This window comes from Ruegeria sp. CDSC021 (genome assembly GCF_059610845.1).
In genome coordinates this window covers 448,327-466,896 of sequence record NZ_JBXWOK010000001.1, presented here as the reverse complement: position 1 = coordinate 466,896, position 18,570 = coordinate 448,327, and the positions used below count along the sequence as shown (strand labels likewise).

At 56.8% G+C, this 18,570-nt stretch carries 18 protein-coding genes and 1 tRNA gene; 13 read left to right on the top strand and 6 right to left on the bottom strand.

Features of this window, described 5'->3' with window-relative positions; translation table 11 throughout:
* Positions 1–125: 125 nt before the first annotated feature.
* A complete protein-coding gene (locus AC2FGB_RS02335) occupies positions 126–560 on the top strand; it encodes a hypothetical protein (RefSeq protein WP_496675753.1) in 435 nt (144 codons plus the stop codon).
* A gap of 12 nt (positions 561–572) precedes the next feature.
* Here AC2FGB_RS02335 and AC2FGB_RS02330 read toward each other — a convergent pair.
* The 4 genes from AC2FGB_RS02330 to pdxH all read right to left on the bottom strand — a co-directional run bounded on the left by AC2FGB_RS02330 (position 573) and on the right by pdxH (position 2,421).
* Positions 573–649 (bottom strand) — tRNA-Pro (locus AC2FGB_RS02330).
* A gap of 43 nt (positions 650–692) precedes the next feature.
* A complete protein-coding gene (locus AC2FGB_RS02325; protein ID WP_142633632.1) occupies positions 693–1,160 on the bottom strand; it encodes a DUF192 domain-containing protein in 468 nt (155 codons plus the stop codon).
* Positions 1,161–1,166: 6 nt separating this feature from the next.
* Complete coding sequence (locus AC2FGB_RS02320; protein WP_282021219.1) at positions 1,167–1,673, bottom strand: cold-shock protein; 507 nt, start codon at positions 1,671–1,673, stop codon at positions 1,167–1,169.
* A gap of 142 nt (positions 1,674–1,815) precedes the next feature.
* Complete coding sequence (gene pdxH / locus AC2FGB_RS02315) at positions 1,816–2,421, bottom strand: pyridoxamine 5'-phosphate oxidase (protein WP_271947254.1); 606 nt, start codon at positions 2,419–2,421, stop codon at positions 1,816–1,818.
* A 135-nt stretch (positions 2,422–2,556) separates the two neighbouring features.
* Here pdxH and fabI point away from each other — a divergent pair, with 135 nt between their 5' ends.
* From fabI to trpE, 5 genes are all read left to right on the top strand, one after another.
* A complete protein-coding gene (gene fabI, locus AC2FGB_RS02310; RefSeq protein ID WP_142633624.1) occupies positions 2,557–3,363 on the top strand; it encodes an enoyl-ACP reductase FabI in 807 nt (268 codons plus the stop codon).
* Positions 3,364–3,366: 3 nt separating this feature from the next.
* A complete protein-coding gene (gene gpt / locus AC2FGB_RS02305; protein WP_142633622.1) occupies positions 3,367–3,876 on the top strand; it encodes a xanthine phosphoribosyltransferase in 510 nt (169 codons plus the stop codon).
* Between the two features lie 36 nt (positions 3,877–3,912).
* Positions 3,913–5,088, top strand: a complete 1,176-nt coding sequence (locus tag AC2FGB_RS02300) for an aminotransferase (RefSeq protein ID WP_496693485.1) — start codon at positions 3,913–3,915, stop codon at positions 5,086–5,088.
* Positions 5,089–5,169: 81 nt separating this feature from the next.
* Positions 5,170–7,011, top strand: a complete 1,842-nt coding sequence (locus AC2FGB_RS02295) for a peptidylprolyl isomerase (protein ID WP_281994571.1) — start codon at positions 5,170–5,172, stop codon at positions 7,009–7,011.
* Between the two features lie 14 nt (positions 7,012–7,025).
* On the top strand, positions 7,026–8,537 hold the full coding sequence (gene trpE, locus AC2FGB_RS02290; protein WP_496710089.1) for an anthranilate synthase component I: 1,512 nt from the start codon (positions 7,026–7,028) through the stop codon (positions 8,535–8,537).
* 50 nt (positions 8,538–8,587) lie between these two features.
* Here trpE and AC2FGB_RS02285 read toward each other — a convergent pair whose 3' ends face one another.
* Complete coding sequence (locus AC2FGB_RS02285; protein WP_496688187.1) at positions 8,588–9,979, bottom strand: divergent polysaccharide deacetylase family protein; 1,392 nt, start codon at positions 9,977–9,979, stop codon at positions 8,588–8,590.
* Between the two features lie 193 nt (positions 9,980–10,172).
* Between AC2FGB_RS02285 and AC2FGB_RS02280 the strand changes: the two genes are divergently transcribed.
* From AC2FGB_RS02280 to lexA, 6 genes are all read left to right on the top strand, one after another.
* Positions 10,173–10,754 (top strand): anthranilate synthase component II, encoded by a 582-nt coding sequence (locus AC2FGB_RS02280; protein ID WP_142633613.1) that lies wholly within the window; start codon positions 10,173–10,175, stop codon positions 10,752–10,754.
* Positions 10,751–11,770 (top strand): anthranilate phosphoribosyltransferase, encoded by a 1,020-nt coding sequence (gene trpD / locus AC2FGB_RS02275; protein WP_496693483.1) that lies wholly within the window; start codon positions 10,751–10,753, stop codon positions 11,768–11,770. Before AC2FGB_RS02280 ends, trpD begins: the two co-directional genes overlap by 4 nt.
* A complete protein-coding gene (trpC, locus tag AC2FGB_RS02270) occupies positions 11,767–12,579 on the top strand; it encodes an indole-3-glycerol phosphate synthase TrpC (RefSeq protein ID WP_496693482.1) in 813 nt (270 codons plus the stop codon). Before trpD ends, trpC begins: the two co-directional genes overlap by 4 nt.
* A complete protein-coding gene (moaC, locus tag AC2FGB_RS02265; protein WP_142633607.1) occupies positions 12,579–13,052 on the top strand; it encodes a cyclic pyranopterin monophosphate synthase MoaC in 474 nt (157 codons plus the stop codon). Before trpC ends, moaC begins: the two co-directional genes overlap by 1 nt.
* Positions 13,049–14,221 carry a molybdopterin molybdotransferase MoeA gene (locus AC2FGB_RS02260; protein WP_281994568.1) on the top strand — a complete coding sequence of 391 codons (1,173 nt, stop codon included), beginning with the start codon at positions 13,049–13,051 and terminating at the stop codon, positions 14,219–14,221. Before moaC ends, AC2FGB_RS02260 begins: the two co-directional genes overlap by 4 nt.
* A 77-nt stretch (positions 14,222–14,298) precedes the next feature.
* Positions 14,299–14,997 (top strand): transcriptional repressor LexA, encoded by a 699-nt coding sequence (gene lexA / locus AC2FGB_RS02255; RefSeq protein ID WP_142633603.1) that lies wholly within the window; start codon positions 14,299–14,301, stop codon positions 14,995–14,997.
* Positions 14,998–15,000: 3 nt separating this feature from the next.
* Here lexA and AC2FGB_RS02250 read toward each other — a convergent pair whose 3' ends face one another.
* Positions 15,001–17,016 carry a ComEC/Rec2 family competence protein gene (locus AC2FGB_RS02250; protein WP_496688193.1) on the bottom strand — a complete coding sequence of 672 codons (2,016 nt, stop codon included), beginning with the start codon at positions 17,014–17,016 and terminating at the stop codon, positions 15,001–15,003.
* Between the two features lie 78 nt (positions 17,017–17,094).
* Between AC2FGB_RS02250 and gltX the strand changes: the two genes are divergently transcribed.
* Positions 17,095–18,495: a glutamate--tRNA ligase gene (gltX, locus tag AC2FGB_RS02245; RefSeq protein WP_496693481.1), complete on the top strand. Its 1,401-nt coding sequence runs from the start codon at positions 17,095–17,097 to the stop codon at positions 18,493–18,495.
* The last annotated feature ends 75 nt before the right edge of the window (positions 18,496–18,570 follow it).

Sequence of the window (18,570 nt, the reverse complement as noted above, 5' to 3'; positions counted from 1 at the left end):
TACTTATCGCGATTTGATAAACCAGCCTTAAGATGTCTAGGTTGAAATAGAATCAGCATCCGGCCGATTTCGACATTACTCAGAGGTGCGCTTAAAAGCACATCCAACAAAGGGCAGACCGATCAATGACCGCGTTTCGAATAATTTCCCTGTTTGCCCTGATCGTGGCCTGCACGCCACAAGAAACGCCCGCCACATCGCGCAGCGCGCAGTTCTCAGCCTTTCCCGACAAGTTGTTTGCTACGTTCGAGACATCTTGCAACGGCCCGGGTGAGGAATTTAGGAAAATCGGAAATCGTCAGTTCGAGTGTCAGGAACTTCTGCCTCCGAAGACCACAGCCTACCTGATTCTCAACTATGACGGCTATCCACAGAACCTACCCAAAAGTGTGACTCGGCTGACCGCCGAAAAAAACGCAGGTGGCTATCTAGTTGAAGCGGATCTGTTTTTTAATGTGCCGCGCGAAACAGGGCCTGCTGCAAAAGTCCCTGTAGAAAGCAAAGAATTGGATAAAACCCTTAGCGCCATCTATCGAACGATGGGTGGGTCGCCATTTTAATTTTTGAAGAAGTGGTCGGGGCGGCAGGATTCGAACCTACGACCCCCTGTACCCAAAACAGGTGCGCTACCAGACTGCGCCACGCCCCGAACCGTGCGCCTTCCTAACCGTGCCGTTCTGATTTGAAAAGCCCTAACAGGGCCAAATCGCCGGACCATGTGAAAAAACTTTGTGCTGGATCTGTGTTCCAGGCGTGATCAGATAACGATCTGCGAGACCAGCGTTGATTTCCAACACCGCGAATACCGAATCGCCCCCTCCGATGGGGGTCAAATCACCGGGAATCGCGTTGTGATGAACTTTCGTTACCATACCCGTCTTATCTATGAAGATCAGGTCCAGAGGAATCAGCGTGTTCTTCATCCAGAACGCAACAGGTTGCGGCGGGTCGAATACAAACAGCATCCCTGAACGTACCGGAAGCGATTCTCGAAACATGAGTCCGCGCGATCGCTCCTGTGGCGACACGGCGAGTTCAATATCAAAGCCGATTTGGGACTTATCATTTTTCAGGCTAACACGATCTGTACGACAGGCGGCTTCTGCGCCACCGGCCCAAAGTAACAAGACGACAGTCAGAACCTTGAAAAGCCCTGCCATGGCAGATCAGTCATCCATAGCTGCTTCCCAGGCCATAACCTGGGCCGCCATCCGACCACGCTGTCCGTCTATGACCCGCATGGCCAATGCTTCACCGGGTTGCAGATCCGCAAGCCCCGAACGGCGTAGAACCTCAATATGCAGGAACACATCCTCGCCACGCCCGAATACATTAGCGAAGCCAAACCCCTTGCCCTTGTCGAACCACTTAACCCGCGCAGCCACCAAAGGAGCCGCTGCAATCTCAACTGGATCAAGTTCAGCAAAATCCGCGAGCATCATCGTATCGGCGCGCGCTGGCGGATCGACGCTGATGACTTCGACAGCTTGCACACCGCGATCAGTGCGATGCGTCATAATTTCGATGCCCGCCCCGTCTGCAACCGAGCTTTGACCGAAATTACGCAAAACGTTTACGTGCAGCAGAATATCCGGCCCACCTTCATCCGATACGACAAAGCCGTATCCTTTGGCAGGGTCGAACCATTTAACGTGTCCTCGGACGCGGTACATGTTGTTCAGATCTTCTGGCACTGTGGTCCCACTGCGTTTTTTTTCACTTTGTTAAGGGTCCGATGTGTATGGGATTGACGCGCAAATTCAAGGTGAAAAATCCCTTTGTTATCTGCGCATTGCAATTCGCGACACGTGAACGTCATGGATTCAACCTCTGAATCTGCCATTCGGAATCAGCGTCATCCCGGCACCACCTGAACCTGTCATGCAGACGAAATGCGCCGTCTGCCCAGAATTCAATTTCCGTCGGCACAAGCCGGTAACCACCCCAAAATTTAGGGCGCGGAGGGTTAGGGCCAAGCCTTGCGGTCACTTTCGCCACATCCGCCATCAGCGCGGAACGGCTGCTAAGCGGCTGAGATTGCTTGGACGCCCATGCACCAAGCCGACTTTTCAATGACCTGGAGGCATAATATTCATCAGCCTTTGGTCCATCCTCGCGCGTGATTGTACCACGAACGCGGATTTGACGCCGCAAAGATTTCCAATGCATCACGAAGGCCGCCTTGCCAGCATTGTCCAACTCGCCTGCCTTGGCACTTTCGTAATTTGTGTAGAAAACGAAGGCGTCGGCTTCGATCTCTTTCAACAGCACCATTCGTACATTGGGCATACCATCTTCGCCCACGGTTGCCAGTGCAATCGCGTTAGGATCGTTGGGTTCACTCTTCACAGCTTCGCCCAGCCACCGCCCTGCTATTGCAAATGGGTCGGTTCCTGCGAAGATGCCATCACGTTCGCTCATTTCCATCCCCTGGAAACTATTGAGGGATACCCTAGGGCGAGTTCCCGCCACGGGCAAGAGTGCACGGCCTTGAAGCAGACCAGCCAATGGCATAAACCAACGCAACATAACGCGAAGACAGGCGGAGAACCGAACATGTCAAATCAGTTGATGGCCGGAAAGCGCGGCCTCATCATGGGACTGGCCAATGACAAATCAATCGCATGGGGAATCGCCCGCGCCTTGTCCGAGGCCGGGGCCGAGTTAGCATTCTCATATCAAGGGGATGCCTTGAAAAAGCGCGTTGACCCTCTGGCGGCACAGCTGGGCAGTGAAATCGTCCTGCCCTGCGATGTCAGCGATGAAGCCTCGATCGACGGATTGTTTGATGCGCTATCCGAGAAATGGGGAAAGCTGGACTTTGTTGTCCACGCAATCGGGTTTTCAGACAAGAATGAGCTACGCGGGCGCTATGTTGATACGTCGCGGGCGAATTTCAACCTCACGATGGACGTGTCGGTTTATTCCTTTACCGCCGTGATGCAGCGTGCCGAAAAGATGATGACCGAAGGCGGCAGCGCCATCACCCTGACCTATTACGGCGCCGAACAGGTGATGCCGCATTATAATGTCATGGGCGTTGCCAAAGCCGCGCTGGAAGCATCGGTCAAATATCTGGCCGAGGATTTAGGCAAGGACGGCATTCGTGTGAATGCGATCTCGGCCGGGCCGATCAAGACACTGGCCGCCAGCGGCATCGGCGACTTTCGCTATATCATGAAGTGGAACGAATATAACTCACCCCTGCGCCGCAATGTGACCATCGACGATGTGGGCAACTCGGCGCTGTATCTGCTTTCCGATCTAAGCGGCGGTGTCACTGGTGAGAACCTGCATGTGGATTCGGGATACCACATCGTCGGTATGAAAGCCGTTGATGCTCCAGATGTTGAGAAGGGTTGAATCATGAGTGCCAAGGACCGCCTGCCCCACGAAAAAGGCTTTCACATCAGCTGGGATCAGATTCACCGCGATTCCCGAGCGCTCGCTTGGCGGCTGGATGGGCAAGGTCCGAATGATGGGGCCTGGCGTGGCGTCGTTGCCATTACCCGTGGCGGTATGGCACCGGCGATGATTGTCAGCCGCGAGCTGGACATTCGCACAGTCGACACGATCAGCGTGCGCTCCTACCATCACCAGGATCAAGGCGAAGCCGAAGTGCTCAAAGCACCCGACGCTGACCTCATGGGCGACGGCACCGGAATCCTGATTGTCGACGATCTGGTCGACAGTGGCAAAACTCTGGAACTGGTGCGGGCGATGTATCCCAAGGCGCATTTCGCGACTGTTTATGCCAAGCCGAAAGGCCGCCCGATGGTTGACACTTTCATCACCGAAGTCAGCCAGGACACTTGGATTTTCTTCCCGTGGGATATGGCTTTGCAATATGTCGAACCCTACCGGGGCACGGATTGATCCGGCCCAAGCGCAGCAACTGACTGGGGCACTGAGATGACACGGACACGCACCGCCGCCACCTTTCCGCCCCCAGTCATGGAGGCGCGCCGGTGGATCGAAGGCGTGACCTTCCCTGAAGACCGGCCCTTGATAAACGTAAGTCAGGCGGCCCCAGTCGATCCGCCGCCACTTGAGATGCGTCAGGCGATGGCGGCTTATGCGTCGATCGAGGATTCCGCTCATCTCTATGGCCCGGTTCTGGGCAACAGCGCCCTCAGGTCTGAGCTGGCCAGCCAGATTTCGGATCATTATGGCGCACCTGTCGTACAGGAACAGGTTGCCATTACTTCTGGCTGCAATCAGGCCTTCGCCGCAGCGATTTCCTCCATCACAGACCAAGGGGATGAGGTCATTCTGCCCACGCCATGGTATTTCAACCATAAAATGTGGCTGGATATGACAGGTGTTAACGCCATTGATCTGAGAACTGATGATGGACTGTTGCCAGAGGTGAACGCGGCGCGGGATTTGATAACGGATAAGACCCGCGCCATTGCTCTGGTCACCCCGAACAATCCCGGCGGTGTCGAATACCCGGCTGAACTGCTGCGCGCGTTTTTCGAACTGTCGCGCGAAACCGGAATTAAGCTTTTGGTTGATGAGACCTACCGCGATTTCGACAGCCGCAGCGGCCCGCCCCACGATCTGTTCGCTCTGCCGGGCTGGGATGACACTCTGATTCATCTATATTCGTTTTCAAAGGCCTACCGTCTGACCGGTCACAGAGTAGGTGCTGTTGCGACCAGTCCGTCGCTGCTGTCTGAGATTGAGAAATTTCTGGATACCGTCGCGATCTGTCCAAACCAAATCGGTCAGTTTGGTGCGCTTTGGGGGATGCAAAACCTGTCGCAATGGCTGGCCGATGAACGAAGGGAAATCCTCGACCGTCGCGCTGTCATTACAAGACAACTTCCCAAACTGACCAGTAAAGGATGGCGGTTGCTTGGGTTGGGCGCCTATTTTGCCTATTTCGAACACCCGTTTGACATCTCTTCGGATGATTTAGCCCGTCGGCTGGTCACGGATGCCAGCATTCTGTTGCTGCCAGGCACGATGTTCATGCCCGATCACGACCCGGCCGGGAAACGACAAGTCCGCATCGCATTTGCCAATCTTGATCGCAACGGAATTACGGAATTGTTTGACCGCCTGCACGCTCTCTCCTTCTAAGCTTGCCCCCCGGCGGTGCGCGTCGTATTCAGGGCCGCAACCGACAGGGCAAATACTTGCCGAATAAAACAAGAGGGCACCATGGCCGCAGGCATGAAAAATCTATCAAAGACCTTTGTCTGGATCCTCATGGGTCTTTTGATGCTGGGCCTTGCAGGATTTGGCGCGACCAGCCTGACTGGAACTGTGCGCACTGTAGCACAGGTGGGCAACGAAGATATCTCGATTGACGATTACGTCCGCGAACTTCAGCGCGAAATCCGCGCGGTCGAAAGCCAGACCGGCCAGCCCCTGCAAATGTCACAGGCCCGCGATTTTGGCTTGGACCAGCTGGCTCTGTCGCGCCTCACCGCGCTGGCTGCTTTGGATAACGAAGTTGGTCTGCTGGGTATTTCGATCGGCGATGAAAATTTGCAGGAAGAAATCGTCTCGATCCCTGCGTTTCAGGGGCCTGATGGTTCTTTCGACCGTGAGGCATATCGCTTTCAGCTTGAACAGGTTGGCATGACCGACACCGAGTTTGAAACCGATCTGAGGAAAGAATCCGCACGGACCATCGTGCAGGATGCCGTGGTCAGCGGAGTAGAAATGCCCTCGATCCTGACTGAAGTTCTGACAGACTTTGTCGGTGCCCGCCGCAGCTTTACTGTTGCAACCGTTTCACCCGAAGTTTTGGCAGAGCCGGTTGCAACCCCAACCGATGAACAAATCCAGGCCTATTACGACGAGAACCAGGACCAGTTTTCCCTGCCCCGCACCAAAAAGCTGACCTATACGATTCTGTCGCCCAATATGCTGCTGGATAGTGTCGAGGTGGACGAAGATTCAGTTCTCCGGCTTTTCGAACAGCGCGCAGACGAGTTTCAGCAACCCGAGCGCCGCCTTGTTGAACGCCTTTCTTTTTCTGATGACGCCGCTGCGCAAGATGCCATGGCACAGATTGAAGTTGGCGGGACAACCTTCGAACAACTTGTCCGTGACCGTGAGCTTGAGCTGAGCGACGTGGATCTGGGCGACGTTACCCGCGACGACCTAGGCGATGCGGCCGAGGCCATTTTCGCGGCTGAACTGGACACTGTTGTTGGACCTCTGCCCTCGGTATTCGGCCCTGCCCTTTTCCGTATCAACGGCTCGCTGGCTGAGAACAACACTCCCTTCGAAGACGCCGCCCCAGCTCTGCGCGAAGAGTTGGCCGCAGACCGTGCGCGCCGCCAGATCGAGGCTCAGTCCGAAGACATCAATGACCTGCTTGCAGGCGGGGCAACACTCGAGGAGTTAGCAGCCGAGACCGGGATGGAGCTGGGACAGATCGACTGGACTCGCGCCAGTCAGGATGGCGTGGCCGCATATGACGGTTTCCGCAGTGCAGCCGAAGCCGTGCAAGACGGGGATTTTCCCGAGATTGCATTCCTGGAGGACGGTTCGATCTTTGCGCTGCGCCTGAACGAAACGCTGCCTCGTCGGCCTGAACCGCTGGAATCAGCGCGTGATCGCGTTGCGGCGGCCTGGACACAGGTTCAAACTGACAAAGCGTTGGAAGACCACGCGAATGCCGTGTTGGAGCAGTTGCAGGAGAACGGGGATTTCACCACGACCGGCCTACCTCACCGCGTGGAAAACGCTCTGACACGAACTGCATTTCTAGAAGATGTACCCGCAGGTTTCATGCCGGAAGTGTTCGACATGGAACTAGGAAGCTATCGTGTCGTTCCCGGTGCCGGGGTCGCGTTGATCGTTCGACTTGACGAATTGTTGCCCCCTGCCGAGACCGATGAACGCCGTCAGGTTCAACAAGCGCTTGCCGCTCAGCTGAATCAGGCTCTGGCACAGAACATTTTCGATGCCTATGTTCGCGACGCCCAGGCCCGCGCCCGTCCTGTGGTGGATCAGCAAGCACTGAACGCCGTTCAGGCGAGCTATTAATTAAGAGACCGAATATGGCCCTGACCCCAGAGTTTGACAGCTTCGCCCGTGCTTATGAGGCCGGCGAGAACCAGGTCGTTTACACCCGTCTGGCAGCCGATCTTGATACGCCTGTCTCCTTGATGCTGAAACTGACCGGAGCGCAAAAAGACGCCTTTATGCTCGAGTCGGTAACTGGTGGCGAGGTCCGCGGACGGTATTCGATCATCGGTATGAAACCCGACCTGATCTGGCGCTGTCGCGCTGAGACCTCTGAACTGAACCGCTCGGCCCGGTTCGACCCGGACACTTTCACAGCGCAAGATGGCGATCCGATGGACAACCTTCGGACGCTTCTGGCCGAAAGCCGGATCGAGCTGCCTGACGACCTTCCACAAGCTGCGGCGGGACTATTTGGCTATCTCGGTTATGACATGGTGCGCTTGGTCGAGCATCTGCCGAACATCAACCCCGACCCTTTGGGCCTGCCGGATGCCGTCATGCTCCGTCCTTCTGTCGTCGCGGTTCTGGATGGTGTGAAGGGCGAAGTCACGGTCGTTTCCCCCGCCTGGGTCAGCGATGGCCAGTCGGCCAAGGCTGCATATGCCCAGGCAGCCGAGCGCGTCATGGACGCAGTGCGCGATCTGGAGCGGGCGATGCCTGCTGAAACACGCGACCTTGGCGATGCGTACGAAGTCGCCCCGCCCGTCTCGAATTTTACCAAATCCGGCTATCTGGAGGCGGTCGAGAAAGCCAAGGAATACATCCGCGCTGGTGATATCTTTCAGGTAGTGCCAGCGCAGCGCTGGACGCAGGATTTCCCGCTGCCTCCATTTGCGCTGTACCGGTCGCTGCGGCGAACAAACCCTTCGCCCTTCATGTTCTATTTTAACTTTGGCGGGTTTCAGGTGATCGGTGCCAGCCCGGAAATCCTGGTGCGCGTGTTTGGCAATGAAGTCACCATACGACCCATCGCCGGGACGCGTCCACGTGGAGCGACCCCGGAAGAGGACAAAGCTTACGAAATTGAATTGCTGGCCGACAAGAAAGAACTGGCCGAACATCTGATGCTGTTGGATCTAGGCCGTAATGACACCGGGCGGGTTTCAAAGATCGGAACGGTGCGCCCGACCGAAGAGTTCATCATTGAACGGTACAGCCATGTTATGCACATCGTTTCAAACGTTGTGGGTGAACTGGCCGAGGGTATGGATGCGCTGGACGCCTTTTTTGCAGGAATGCCTGCGGGGACTGTCTCGGGCGCGCCCAAGGTACGAGCCATGGAAATCATTGATGAGCTTGAGCCGGAAAAACGCGGTGTCTACGGCGGCGGCGTCGGCTATTTCAGCGCCGGCGGAGACATGGACATGTGTATCGCCCTGCGAACGGCCATCGTTCAGGATCAAAAGCTATATATTCAGGCCGGTGGTGGCGTTGTGTATGATAGCGATCCAGAGGCTGAATTCATGGAAACCGTCCACAAGTCCAACGCCATCAGACGCGCTGCGGCTGACGCGGCCCGATTTACGCTGTCCGGCAAGAATTGATAAAGGCAGCCCGTCTGGGCTGCCTGTTTCGGGGAAGGAAGCGACCGGGCCTATTTTGCCCCTTGCATCATCACCGCCGAAATAGGCGCCATTGCAACGCGGCCTCCGCGGTCTTCCAGACCCCAAAGCAGCAAGGCCGATATGGTATCCGGGCGCAACCGGCCCAACATGACAACAGTGCCTTCCTGCCCGGCCCGGAACGCAGCCTGGTCCAGGAAACGTCGCATGATTTTTGCATCCTGCCGCGCGCCGTCGATATCTCTGAAAATTACCGCAGACGGAATTCCATTACGGGAGGCCAGCTTCTGAACCGTGTTGAGCCCGTTATCCTGAGTGATCAGTCCTCGACCCGTTCCACCGGCGATGGCGGCGACCTGATCCGCCAGTTTCCGGTTACCCTGGATGCCGGATCCATCACCTTCAAGAATTCCTACAGTCTCGGGCAACGCTTCTAGCCACACCGAAAGCGATACCTCAGCATCCTGTGCGCTGGCCGCCTTGGGCAGGTCAGCAGTGACCATCACTTCGAACCCGGCCGCCCGATGTCGAGCCATTTTCTCAGCTGCATCGGGGTCTGATGGGCGCACCGCAAACGTAAGCGGATATGGGAAATCCTGAAGCGCTTCGGCGCCATATGCACCTTCATCGTCAATCAGAATGATCGACATGAGGGGTTTGGAATCCGGATTGTCAAACTTCTCTGCGAAGGCCTCGATCGGTTTACCTACAGGAACCTCTTCCTGCGGATCTTGGGCTGCTTCATCATCTCGTTCAGTCAAAGGCACTACACGACGCCCGATTGTGGTATTTCCCGACGAGTTGTCCTCTGCGCCGATCTGCGGAACCGAGGCGATACGCGGTAGCGGCTGACTGGGCAGCGTGTCCTCGTCCCCTTCCACTGCGATTGGGCTATCCTCCGGATTCACCTCCAGCTCGATTGATTCCGAAGGCGAGACTTCGGGCAAGGGCTCGGCAAGAGCAACCTGATCAGCCGGTGGCTCAGGGGCATCTTCTGCGGCATCTGGGCTGAGGTCGGCAAGCGGCGCAGGCTGAACGGGGACAGGCATTCGCGGAACGACCGGGGCCTCACTCGAGATGCTTACGGAATCCGCCTCGCTGGGCGTCGGCGCTTCGACCGGAACGCTTACGTCATTCACTACCGGCTGGCTGTCCGGGGCGTTCTCAGCTTCGGATAAACCGGCCAGAGAATCCTCTTCTTCGACTTCATTCTCGGGCGTCTGCGCAGGGAGTTTGAGCAGATCGGCATCTGCACCCGCCTCAGCGACAACCTCGGAGCTCTCCGACGTCTGCACCGGTGCAGGTTCTGGTGCGACTGTCGCTATGGACGGCTTTTTCGACAGCGGCGCGTTGAGCGATAAGACTGCCCCCAGCACCACAACGACAACTGCGCCTGCGATCATTCCGCCGACAAATCCGCCCATAATATTTGCCTCTCGCCTTAGTCCTGCTGCCTTGCCCTTGCACCATCTGTTGTGGCACCTGCCTGCAGGACCGCCAAGTTCGGGATGCACCCTTGACGCTGCCCCACAAGCCTGAGCATGTATGTGCCAACACTATACCGTGGCCTTGGGTTGCATCGCCAGCCCGAAATGCCCAACACGAGACAAGAGCCAAATGCTGCTGCTGATCGACAACTACGACTCATTTACCTACAACCTCGTACATTATTTAGGCGAACTTGGCTCGGAAATGGTCATTCGAAGGAATGACGCGCTGGACGTGCAAGAAGCGATGGCCATGAACCCCGCTGGCATCCTGCTCAGCCCTGGCCCTTGCGACCCTGACCGGGCAGGCATTTGCCTTGCCCTGACCGAGGCAGCCGCCGAAACACGGACGCCTTTGTTGGGTGTCTGCCTTGGCCATCAGACCATAGGTCAGGTTTTCGGTGGGAAAGTCACGCGTTGCCATGAGATTGTGCATGGAAAAATGGGAACAATGCACCACACCGGTAAAGGTGTGTTCGCGGGCCTGCCCACGCCGTTTGAGGCGACGCGCTATCATTCGCTGATTGTGGATCGCGATACCCTGCCCGATTGCCTGGAGATTACGGCGGAATTGGAAGATGGCACCATAATGGGCCTCCAGCACCGCGAACTGCCCATTCATGGCGTACAGTTCCACCCGGAATCCATCGCTTCTGAGCACGGCCACGCGTTGCTCAAGAATTTCCTGTCCGAGATGAAAGTTCCCGCATGAGCGACGCCCTGAAACCGCTGATCGGAGTTGCCGCCGACCGCCCCCTGACACGCGCCGAAGCGGAAGAAGCCTTTGGGATCCTGTTTGACGGCGCCGCAACACCCAGCCAAATCGGCGGACTTTTGATGGCCATGCGCACACGCGGTGAGACCGTCGATGAATATGCCGCCGCCGCTGCCGTGATGCGTGCAAAATGCAATGCAGTTCAGGCACCAGCTGGCGCGATAGATATTGTGGGCACCGGCGGTGACGGCAAGGGAACGCTGAATATCTCGACAGCGACCGCCTTTGTGGTTGCAGGTGCCGGTGTCACCGTGGCCAAACACGGCAACCGGAACCTGAGTTCTAAATCCGGAGCCGCAGATGCGCTAGGTCAGCTGGGTATCAACGTTATGGTCGGCCCGCAAACCGTTGAAAATGCACTGCAAGATGTCGGCATCGGATTCATGATGGCCCCTATGCATCACCCGGCGATTGCGCATGTCATGCCCACCCGGCAAGAGCTTGGGACACGGACGATCTTTAACATTCTCGGTCCGCTGACCAATCCGGCAGGCGTCAAGCGGCAGTTGACCGGAGCCTTTAGCCGAGAGTTGATCCGCCCGATGGCCGAAACGTTGGGCCTGCTTGGGTCCGAACGCGCATGGCTGGTGCACGGATCGGACGGCACAGACGAATTGACCATCACGGGTATCAGTTGGATTGCGGCCCTCGAAGACGGCGCAATCAAAGAGGTCGAGCTTCACCCCGAAGATGCAGGGCTGCCGGTACATCCCTTCGAGGACATTCTCGGCGGAACCCCCGAAGAAAACGCAGTAGCCTTCCGAGCTCTTCTAGACGGTGAGGCCTCTGCCTATCGCGATGCGGTATTGTTGAATGCCGCAGCGGCCCTGGTCGTCGCAGAGGCCGCTGCTGATCTGCGCGAAGGTGTCGCAAAAGCCGCTGAAAGTATCGACAGCGGAAAAGCCAAAGACAAGATCGCGGCCCTGGCCCGCATTACACAGGAGGCCGCATGACCGAAACGGTTCTGGACAAAATCAAAGCTTACAAGCTCGAAGAAGTCGCTTCGGACAAGGCCAATAAGTCTCTGGAAGCTGTTGAAAACGAAGCAAGATCAGCCTCTGAACCACGCGGATTCGCATCAGCCTTGCAAATTGCTGTACGTACTGGGTACGGGCTGATTGCAGAAGTCAAAAAAGCCAGCCCCTCCAAAGGTCTGATCCGCGCTGACTTTGATCCACGAGCACTTGCACAGGCTTACGAAGAAGGCGGCGCTGCCTGCCTTTCCGTGTTGACCGACACGCCCAGCTTTCAGGGTGCCAAAGAGTTTCTGGTTCAGGCACGCGCAGCCTGTTCTTTGCCGGTTCTACGCAAAGATTTCATGTACGATCCCTATCAGGTGGCCGAAGCCCGCGCTCTTGGGGCGGATTGTATTCTGATCATCATGGCATCGGTTGATGACAGTCAGGCGTCTGAGTTGGAACAGACCGCCTTTGACTGGGGCATGGACGTTCTGATTGAAGTTCATGATGAAGCCGAGCTGGAACGTGCAACGCAGCTCAAAAGCCCGTTGATTGGGATAAACAACCGTAATCTCAAGACCTTCGAGACCACTCTTGATACGACACGCCGCCTGTCAAAACTAGTTCCTGCTGACCGGACCATCGTTTGCGAAAGCGGGTTGAGCACTCCAGCAGACTTGGCCGATATCGCCCGTTTCGGTGCGCGTTGTTTTCTAATTGGCGAGAGCCTGATGCGTCAGGATGACGTCGCAGAAGCGACACACGATCTGCTGTCGCGTCCGCTCAGCCCGGGTGTGATGTGATGCCGCTGACTCACTTTGATGCCCAGGGACAGGCTCATATGGTCGATGTGTCGAACAAGCCCATCACGGATCGTGTCGCCGTCGCAGCGGCTCATATCACGATGGCACAAGATACGTTCGACTTGATCGCAGAAGGTCGCGCCAAAAAAGGTGACGTCTTGGGGGTTGCACGTCTGGCCGGTATCATGGGGGCAAAGAAGACACCCGATCTGATCCCGCTATGTCACCCACTGCCAGTGACTAAAGTTACCGTAGACCTGACACTGGACCCAGAATTACCCGGCATACAGGTACAGGCAACCGTCAAGACATCTGGTCAAACCGGCGTGGAAATGGAGGCGCTGACAGCGGCCTCAACCGCCGCACTGACCATATACGACATGGCCAAAGCCGTCGATAAGGCAATGGAAATTGGCGGCATTCGCGTCTTGCTAAAAGATGGTGGTAAATCAGGCCGTTACGAGGCGAAATGATAACCGTTGAAAGCGCCCGGGCGCAGTTATTCGATCTTGTAAACACCCTCCCCTCAGAGACGGCTCCCTTGATGGATGCGGCGGGTAGAGTACTGGCCGAGGATGTAGCAGCCACACGCGATCAGCCGCCATTCGCTTCGTCTTCGATGGATGGCTACGCGGTAAAATCGACCGAGGTAGAGCCGCACGCCATGTTCAAAGTCATTGGCGAGGCTGCGGCCGGTCGGCGATTTGACGGTCAGGTTGGACCCGGACAGGCGGTTCGGATCTTCACTGGCGCCCCTATTCCTGAAGGTGCAGATTTTGTTGTCATTCAAGAGGATGTTGATCGCCGAGGTGACCTAATCACCATTTCTGATCTGCCGGGCCCTAAATCCAACATTCGTCCAAAAGGCGTCGATTTCGAAATTGGCGCCAAGATTACGGCTCCACGTCGTTTGCGCCCCGAGGATCTGGCGCTTTTGGCGGCGATGAATATCCCCATGGTGCCGGTTGCACGTAAACCCGTGGTCGCGCTGATCGCAACCGGGGATGAATTGATCATGCCCGGCGAAACACCGGGACCGGATCAGATAATCGCCTCAAACACCTTTGGTATTAAAGCGTTGTTAGAGAATGTTGGAGCGCATGTTCGGGTTCTGCCTATCGCCTCTGACACGGTTTCGTCCCTTGAGACCGCCTTTGCTCTAGCAGCCGACGTTGATTTGGTGGTTACGATCGGCGGTGCCTCGGTTGGGGATTATGATCTTGTCTCTCAGGTCTCCACCGCACTGGGGTTGGAGCGGAGTTTTTACAAAATCCGCATGCGCCCCGGCAAACCGCTGATGGCCGGTCGCTTGGGCGATAGCGTGATGGTTGGACTTCCGGGTAATCCGGTCAGCGCAATGGTTTGCAGCTATCTGTTTCTTGCCCCGATGATCCGTAAGATGCTGGGCCTGGAACAGGTTCTGACCCCGCTTCAAAGCGCCAATTTAACCGAGGCTATCCCCGCGAATGGGCCGCGAGAGCATTACATGCGTGCCATCGTGACCGCGGACGGGATAAAAGCCTGCCAAAACCAGGACAGCTCGCTGCTCAGCGTCCTCGCCGAAGCAAACGCGCTCTTGGTTCGGCAACCGAATGATCCGGCGCGCCTGGCCGGTGACGAAGTGATGTTCCTTCCGATCTGAGACCGCGCAAAACCATTGACACAAAACGTGAACATGCGTAGAACAAAAGAAAACGTATGAGCGACGAGGTGTGAGCAATGCTGACCAAGAAGCAGTTGGATTTGTTGGAGTTCATCCATAAACGAGTTCAGGCGGATGGCGTCCCCCCAAGTTTCGATGAAATGAAAGCTGCGCTGGACCTGCGGTCCAAATCCGGCATCCATCGGTTGATCACAGCGCTTGAAGAACGCGGCTTTATCCGTCGTCTGGCCCATCGTGCCCGGGCCATCGAAATCGTCAAACTTCCTGAAAGCCTGGGAGGAGAGCCTACAGTCGCTTTCAAGCCCCGTGTTATCGAAGGTGACAAACCCGAAGGCAGACGCCCCGCGAATTTCGAACCAGTGACCGTTGACGCAATGGAATTGCCGGTCATGGGACGCATCGCAGCAGGTGTTCCGATCGAGGCGATCAGCCATGTCTCGCACCGCGTTGCCGTCCCCGGAAGCATGGTTTCCGGCAGAGGCGAGCACTACGCACTTGAAGTACGCGGCGATTCGATGATTGACGCAGGCATCAACGACGGGGATGTGGTCGTCATCCGCGAAACCTCCGCGGCTGATAATGGCGATATCGTTGTCGCTCTGGTCGAAGATCAGGAAGCAACGCTCAAACGGTTCTTTCGGAGAGGTCAGGCGATAGCGCTTGAGGCTGCCAACCCGGCCTATGAAACGCGTGTACTGCCCGAAGATAAGGTCAAGGTTCAGGGCCGTTTGGTTGGGCTGATCCGAAGCTATTGATCTTTAGCTGTCTGGCGACCACAGCCTTTTGCCTATGACTTCGGCACTGGTCATTACGTTTCCGCTAGACAGTGCAATACTTCCTGTCTTGGTCAGCAACTCGGGATCAATCACCATACAGGTGCCGGACAGCTGGACCGGAACAGCAGAGATGACGATTTGGTCATCTCCACATTCGCTGAATTCGCGCGCAGATCGTTTGCCGGTGAGGTGAATCAGCTCTTTGCCCTGCCAGAAATATCTTTGCGACAGATCTTTCCCATCGGGCCAGCGATTTGCGGCAGTTTTCTGGCTCGCGCCGTCTCCGTCGTTTTCAAGCCATACGGTTGCAATAAATTTGCTGCCCTTTTCCTTGCTCAGCGCGCGCCCCTGATCAGTCATCACACCAACCAACCCACCGGAAGCTGCGACCAAAACTTCCGGACGGTTACCCTGCCCCCAAAGCGCAATCGCCACCATGCAAGGTGCGACGCCGACCCACCTTGCCCCACCGCGCCACAAGGCGATCCACAGCGCGCCCAATGCAAATATGGGCAAGACGTAGGACGGTGGACTGACCACATATCCTTGCGCACCTTCCAGTCCCGAGATCCAGTCTGAAACCGCCAGAATCCATTCCAACCCTGCCCCCATGACCGCCAGCCCAATCCACTCAAGCCCGAATGGCGCCAGGATTGCGGCAATAACGGCCGCAGGAACCACGACGGTTCCCATCACCGGGACCGACAGCATATTCGCAACCAGCCCATAGTGAGACAGTGAATTGAAATGCGCGGCCCCAATCGGTGCGGTGGCAAGCCCCGCTATGGCAGATGACATCAATACCCCGATAATGGGCCGTAGCCATTTCGGCCCGAAAGCAGAACCGAAACCGCGTAAGGCTCCGAAAACGGCCACAAGTGCCGTTGTTGCAGCAAAAGACATCTGAAAACCGGGGCTTAACAGAGATTCTGGTCGCAACGACAGCACGATAAGGGCAGCGACGGCCACCGCGCGTAGCGAAATTGACCTTCTGTCGATCAAAATGGCCCCCAGCATTACGCTGACCATGATAAAGGCCCGCTCTGTTGCGACATTCCCGCCAGACAGCAATAGATAAACAACCGCCGCGACCAAGGCGCAAACCGCTGCAAACTTGCGGACCGGAAGTCTAAGAGCGAGCACCGGGACAGCAGACAGCGTGACCCTGCAGATCAGATAAATGAAACCTGTCAGCAACCCCATATGCAATCCGGATATCGCCAACAGATGAGCCAGATTAGATGCCCGTAGATTGTTCAGCGTTTCCTGCCCCATTCCGCTGCGATCACCCGTCGTGACAGCCGCGGCGAAACCTCCGACCTCTCCAGGCAGCAATGCGCGCACATACTCAGAGATCGCCATCCTCCACGCCGTGATGCGGAGATTGGTCCTGTCCGGCGGGGCAACCGACAACACCGGTACGCGCGTGTACCCGACCGCCCCTAAACGTTGAAACCATGCGTGGCGACGGAAATCGAAACCGCCGGGCTCTACCGGCCCCTGAGGCGGCGACAGATGACCTGTTGTCATGATCCTTTGCCCGGGAACCAGTGCGACATCCCCACCATGCAGGGAAAGTCGGACGCGCCGCGGGCGTCGATCCAAAGGCACGTCCCCTAACCGCACCCGATCGAGCGTTACCCGCAGCGCATCCGACGCAGAGCGGTCAATGGCGACAACACGTCCCTCGACCGGGCCATAGTACCGCCAAGACAGAACCGGCTCTGCCACCGTATGGGCACGTGCGCCGGCCAGGATAAACCCGGCAGCGATCAGCGCCCCCCCGATTGCCAACGAAGCCCAGCCAGACCGCGATTTGCGGGCCATCCCCATAGCCGCAACAATTACCGCGCTGAAACAGACGTAAATCTGCCACCCCGGCTCGAACCGGAGCGCGAAATACAGGCCGATGCCAATGGCCAAGCACACTGGTGACCACTGAAACAAATAGCCTGTCTGGTTCAGCAATGCGGTCTCGACCCGTGCCAGAACACGCATGGTTGCCCCCGTCCTTCGGGCTCGTTAGACAGGCGCCAAGTTAAGCCCGACACGGTTACCAAAAGGTTAATCCACACTATGTCCGATCAGGTCGTCACCCGTTTTGCACCTTCACCCACTGGTTTTCTTCACATCGGCGGCGCGCGCACTGCATTGTTCAACTGGCTCTTTGCTCGGGGACGTGGTGGCAAGTTCTTATTGCGGATTGAAGACACGGACCGCGAACGCTCAACGCCAGAGGCTACTGCAGCAATTCTTCAGGGGATGTCCTGGTTGGGCCTGGACCATGATGGCGATGTGATCAGCCAATACGAAGGCGCCCCGCGTCATGCTGAAGTGGCACATCAGCTGCTGGCGGACGACAAAGCCTACAAATGTTTTTCGACCCAGGACGAGATCACAGCCTTTCGCGAACAGGCGCGTGCAGAGGGAAAATCGACGCTGTTCCAGAGCCCCTGGCGCGACGCTGACCCTTCGACCCAACCTGACGCCCCATATGCGATCCGCATAAAGGCACCGCGGGACGGGGTCACCGTGATCCGCGATCAGGTTCAGGGCGACGTGACAATCCGCAACGATCAGTTGGACGACATGATCCTGCTGCGCTCGGACGGAACACCGGTTTATATGCTGGCGGTTGTTGTGGATGATCACGACATGGGTGTGACCCATGTTATCCGGGGCGACGATCACCTGAACAATGCCGCACGCCAGATGATGATCTATGAAGCCATGGGTTGGGATGTTCCGGTCTGGGCACATATTCCGCTGATTCATGGTCCGGACGGCAAGAAACTATCCAAACGTCACGGAGCTTTGGGTGCCCAAGAATATCAGGCGATGGGGTACCCGGCCGCGGGTATGCGCAACTATCTAGCCCGTCTCGGCTGGAGCCATGGGGATGACGAATTCTTTACAGATGAGCAGGCGAAAGAGTGGTTCGATCTGACTGGAATCGGTAAAAGCCCTGCACGGTTCGATCTGAAAAAGCTCGAGAATCTATGTGGTCAGCATATTCCAATCACTGGCGATGCCGCATTGCGGCAGGAAATTCAGGGATACCTGGCGGCGGCGGGACTGCCCGCTCTCACCAATGCACAATCAGGTGATCTGGAACGTGCGATGTATTGCCTCAAGGATCGGGCACGCACTTTCCCGGAACTCCTTGAAAAAGCGCATTTTGTGCTGACGTCACGCCCGATTAAACCTGATGAGAAGGCTGCAAAGGCGCTGTCCTCTGTATCCGACGGTATACTGAGTGAATTGACGCCGCACGTGCAAAATGCTAGCTGGACCCGGAACGAACTGGAGAGTGCCCTGAACTCGTTTGCAGAAGCGAAAGGGCTAAAGTTTGGCAAGCTGGCAGGGCCATTGCGCGCTGCATTGGCTGGTCGGGCTGTAACGCCTTCGGTTTTTGATATGATGCTTGTGCTTGGGCGGGATGAAACCCTGGCACGGCTCTCCGACGCAGCGACATAACCAAAGGTTTCACATTTGGGTAACGCTGCTCCGCTAACACCCGGGCTGCGCCCCTGTGCGCAACCGTTGCCCGCC

Excerpts from the sequence above, each read along its gene's own strand:
- AC2FGB_RS02335 (WP_496675753.1), top strand. The coding sequence starts at position 126 with ATGACCGCGTTTCGAATAATTTCCCTGTTTGCCCTGATCGTGGCCTGC.
- AC2FGB_RS02325 (WP_142633632.1), bottom strand. The coding sequence starts at position 1,160 with ATGGCAGGGCTTTTCAAGGTTCTGACTGTCGTCTTGTTACTTTGGGCC.
- AC2FGB_RS02320 (WP_282021219.1), bottom strand. The coding sequence starts at position 1,673 with ATGTACCGCGTCCGAGGACACGTTAAATGGTTCGACCCTGCCAAAGGA.
- pdxH (WP_271947254.1), bottom strand. The coding sequence starts at position 2,421 with ATGAGCGAACGTGATGGCATCTTCGCAGGAACCGACCCATTTGCAATA.
- fabI (WP_142633624.1), top strand. The coding sequence starts at position 2,557 with ATGTCAAATCAGTTGATGGCCGGAAAGCGCGGCCTCATCATGGGACTG.
- gpt (WP_142633622.1), top strand. The coding sequence starts at position 3,367 with ATGAGTGCCAAGGACCGCCTGCCCCACGAAAAAGGCTTTCACATCAGC.
- AC2FGB_RS02300 (WP_496693485.1), top strand. The coding sequence starts at position 3,913 with ATGACACGGACACGCACCGCCGCCACCTTTCCGCCCCCAGTCATGGAG.
- AC2FGB_RS02295 (WP_281994571.1), top strand. The coding sequence starts at position 5,170 with ATGGCCGCAGGCATGAAAAATCTATCAAAGACCTTTGTCTGGATCCTC.
- trpE (WP_496710089.1), top strand. The coding sequence starts at position 7,026 with ATGGCCCTGACCCCAGAGTTTGACAGCTTCGCCCGTGCTTATGAGGCC.
- AC2FGB_RS02285 (WP_496688187.1), bottom strand. The coding sequence starts at position 9,979 with ATGGGCGGATTTGTCGGCGGAATGATCGCAGGCGCAGTTGTCGTTGTG.
- AC2FGB_RS02280 (WP_142633613.1), top strand. The coding sequence starts at position 10,173 with ATGCTGCTGCTGATCGACAACTACGACTCATTTACCTACAACCTCGTA.
- trpD (WP_496693483.1), top strand. The coding sequence starts at position 10,751 with ATGAGCGACGCCCTGAAACCGCTGATCGGAGTTGCCGCCGACCGCCCC.
- trpC (WP_496693482.1), top strand. The coding sequence starts at position 11,767 with ATGACCGAAACGGTTCTGGACAAAATCAAAGCTTACAAGCTCGAAGAA.
- moaC (WP_142633607.1), top strand. The coding sequence starts at position 12,579 with ATGCCGCTGACTCACTTTGATGCCCAGGGACAGGCTCATATGGTCGAT.
- AC2FGB_RS02260 (WP_281994568.1), top strand. The coding sequence starts at position 13,049 with ATGATAACCGTTGAAAGCGCCCGGGCGCAGTTATTCGATCTTGTAAAC.
- lexA (WP_142633603.1), top strand. The coding sequence starts at position 14,299 with ATGCTGACCAAGAAGCAGTTGGATTTGTTGGAGTTCATCCATAAACGA.
- AC2FGB_RS02250 (WP_496688193.1), bottom strand. The coding sequence starts at position 17,016 with ATGCGTGTTCTGGCACGGGTCGAGACCGCATTGCTGAACCAGACAGGC.
- gltX (WP_496693481.1), top strand. The coding sequence starts at position 17,095 with ATGTCCGATCAGGTCGTCACCCGTTTTGCACCTTCACCCACTGGTTTT.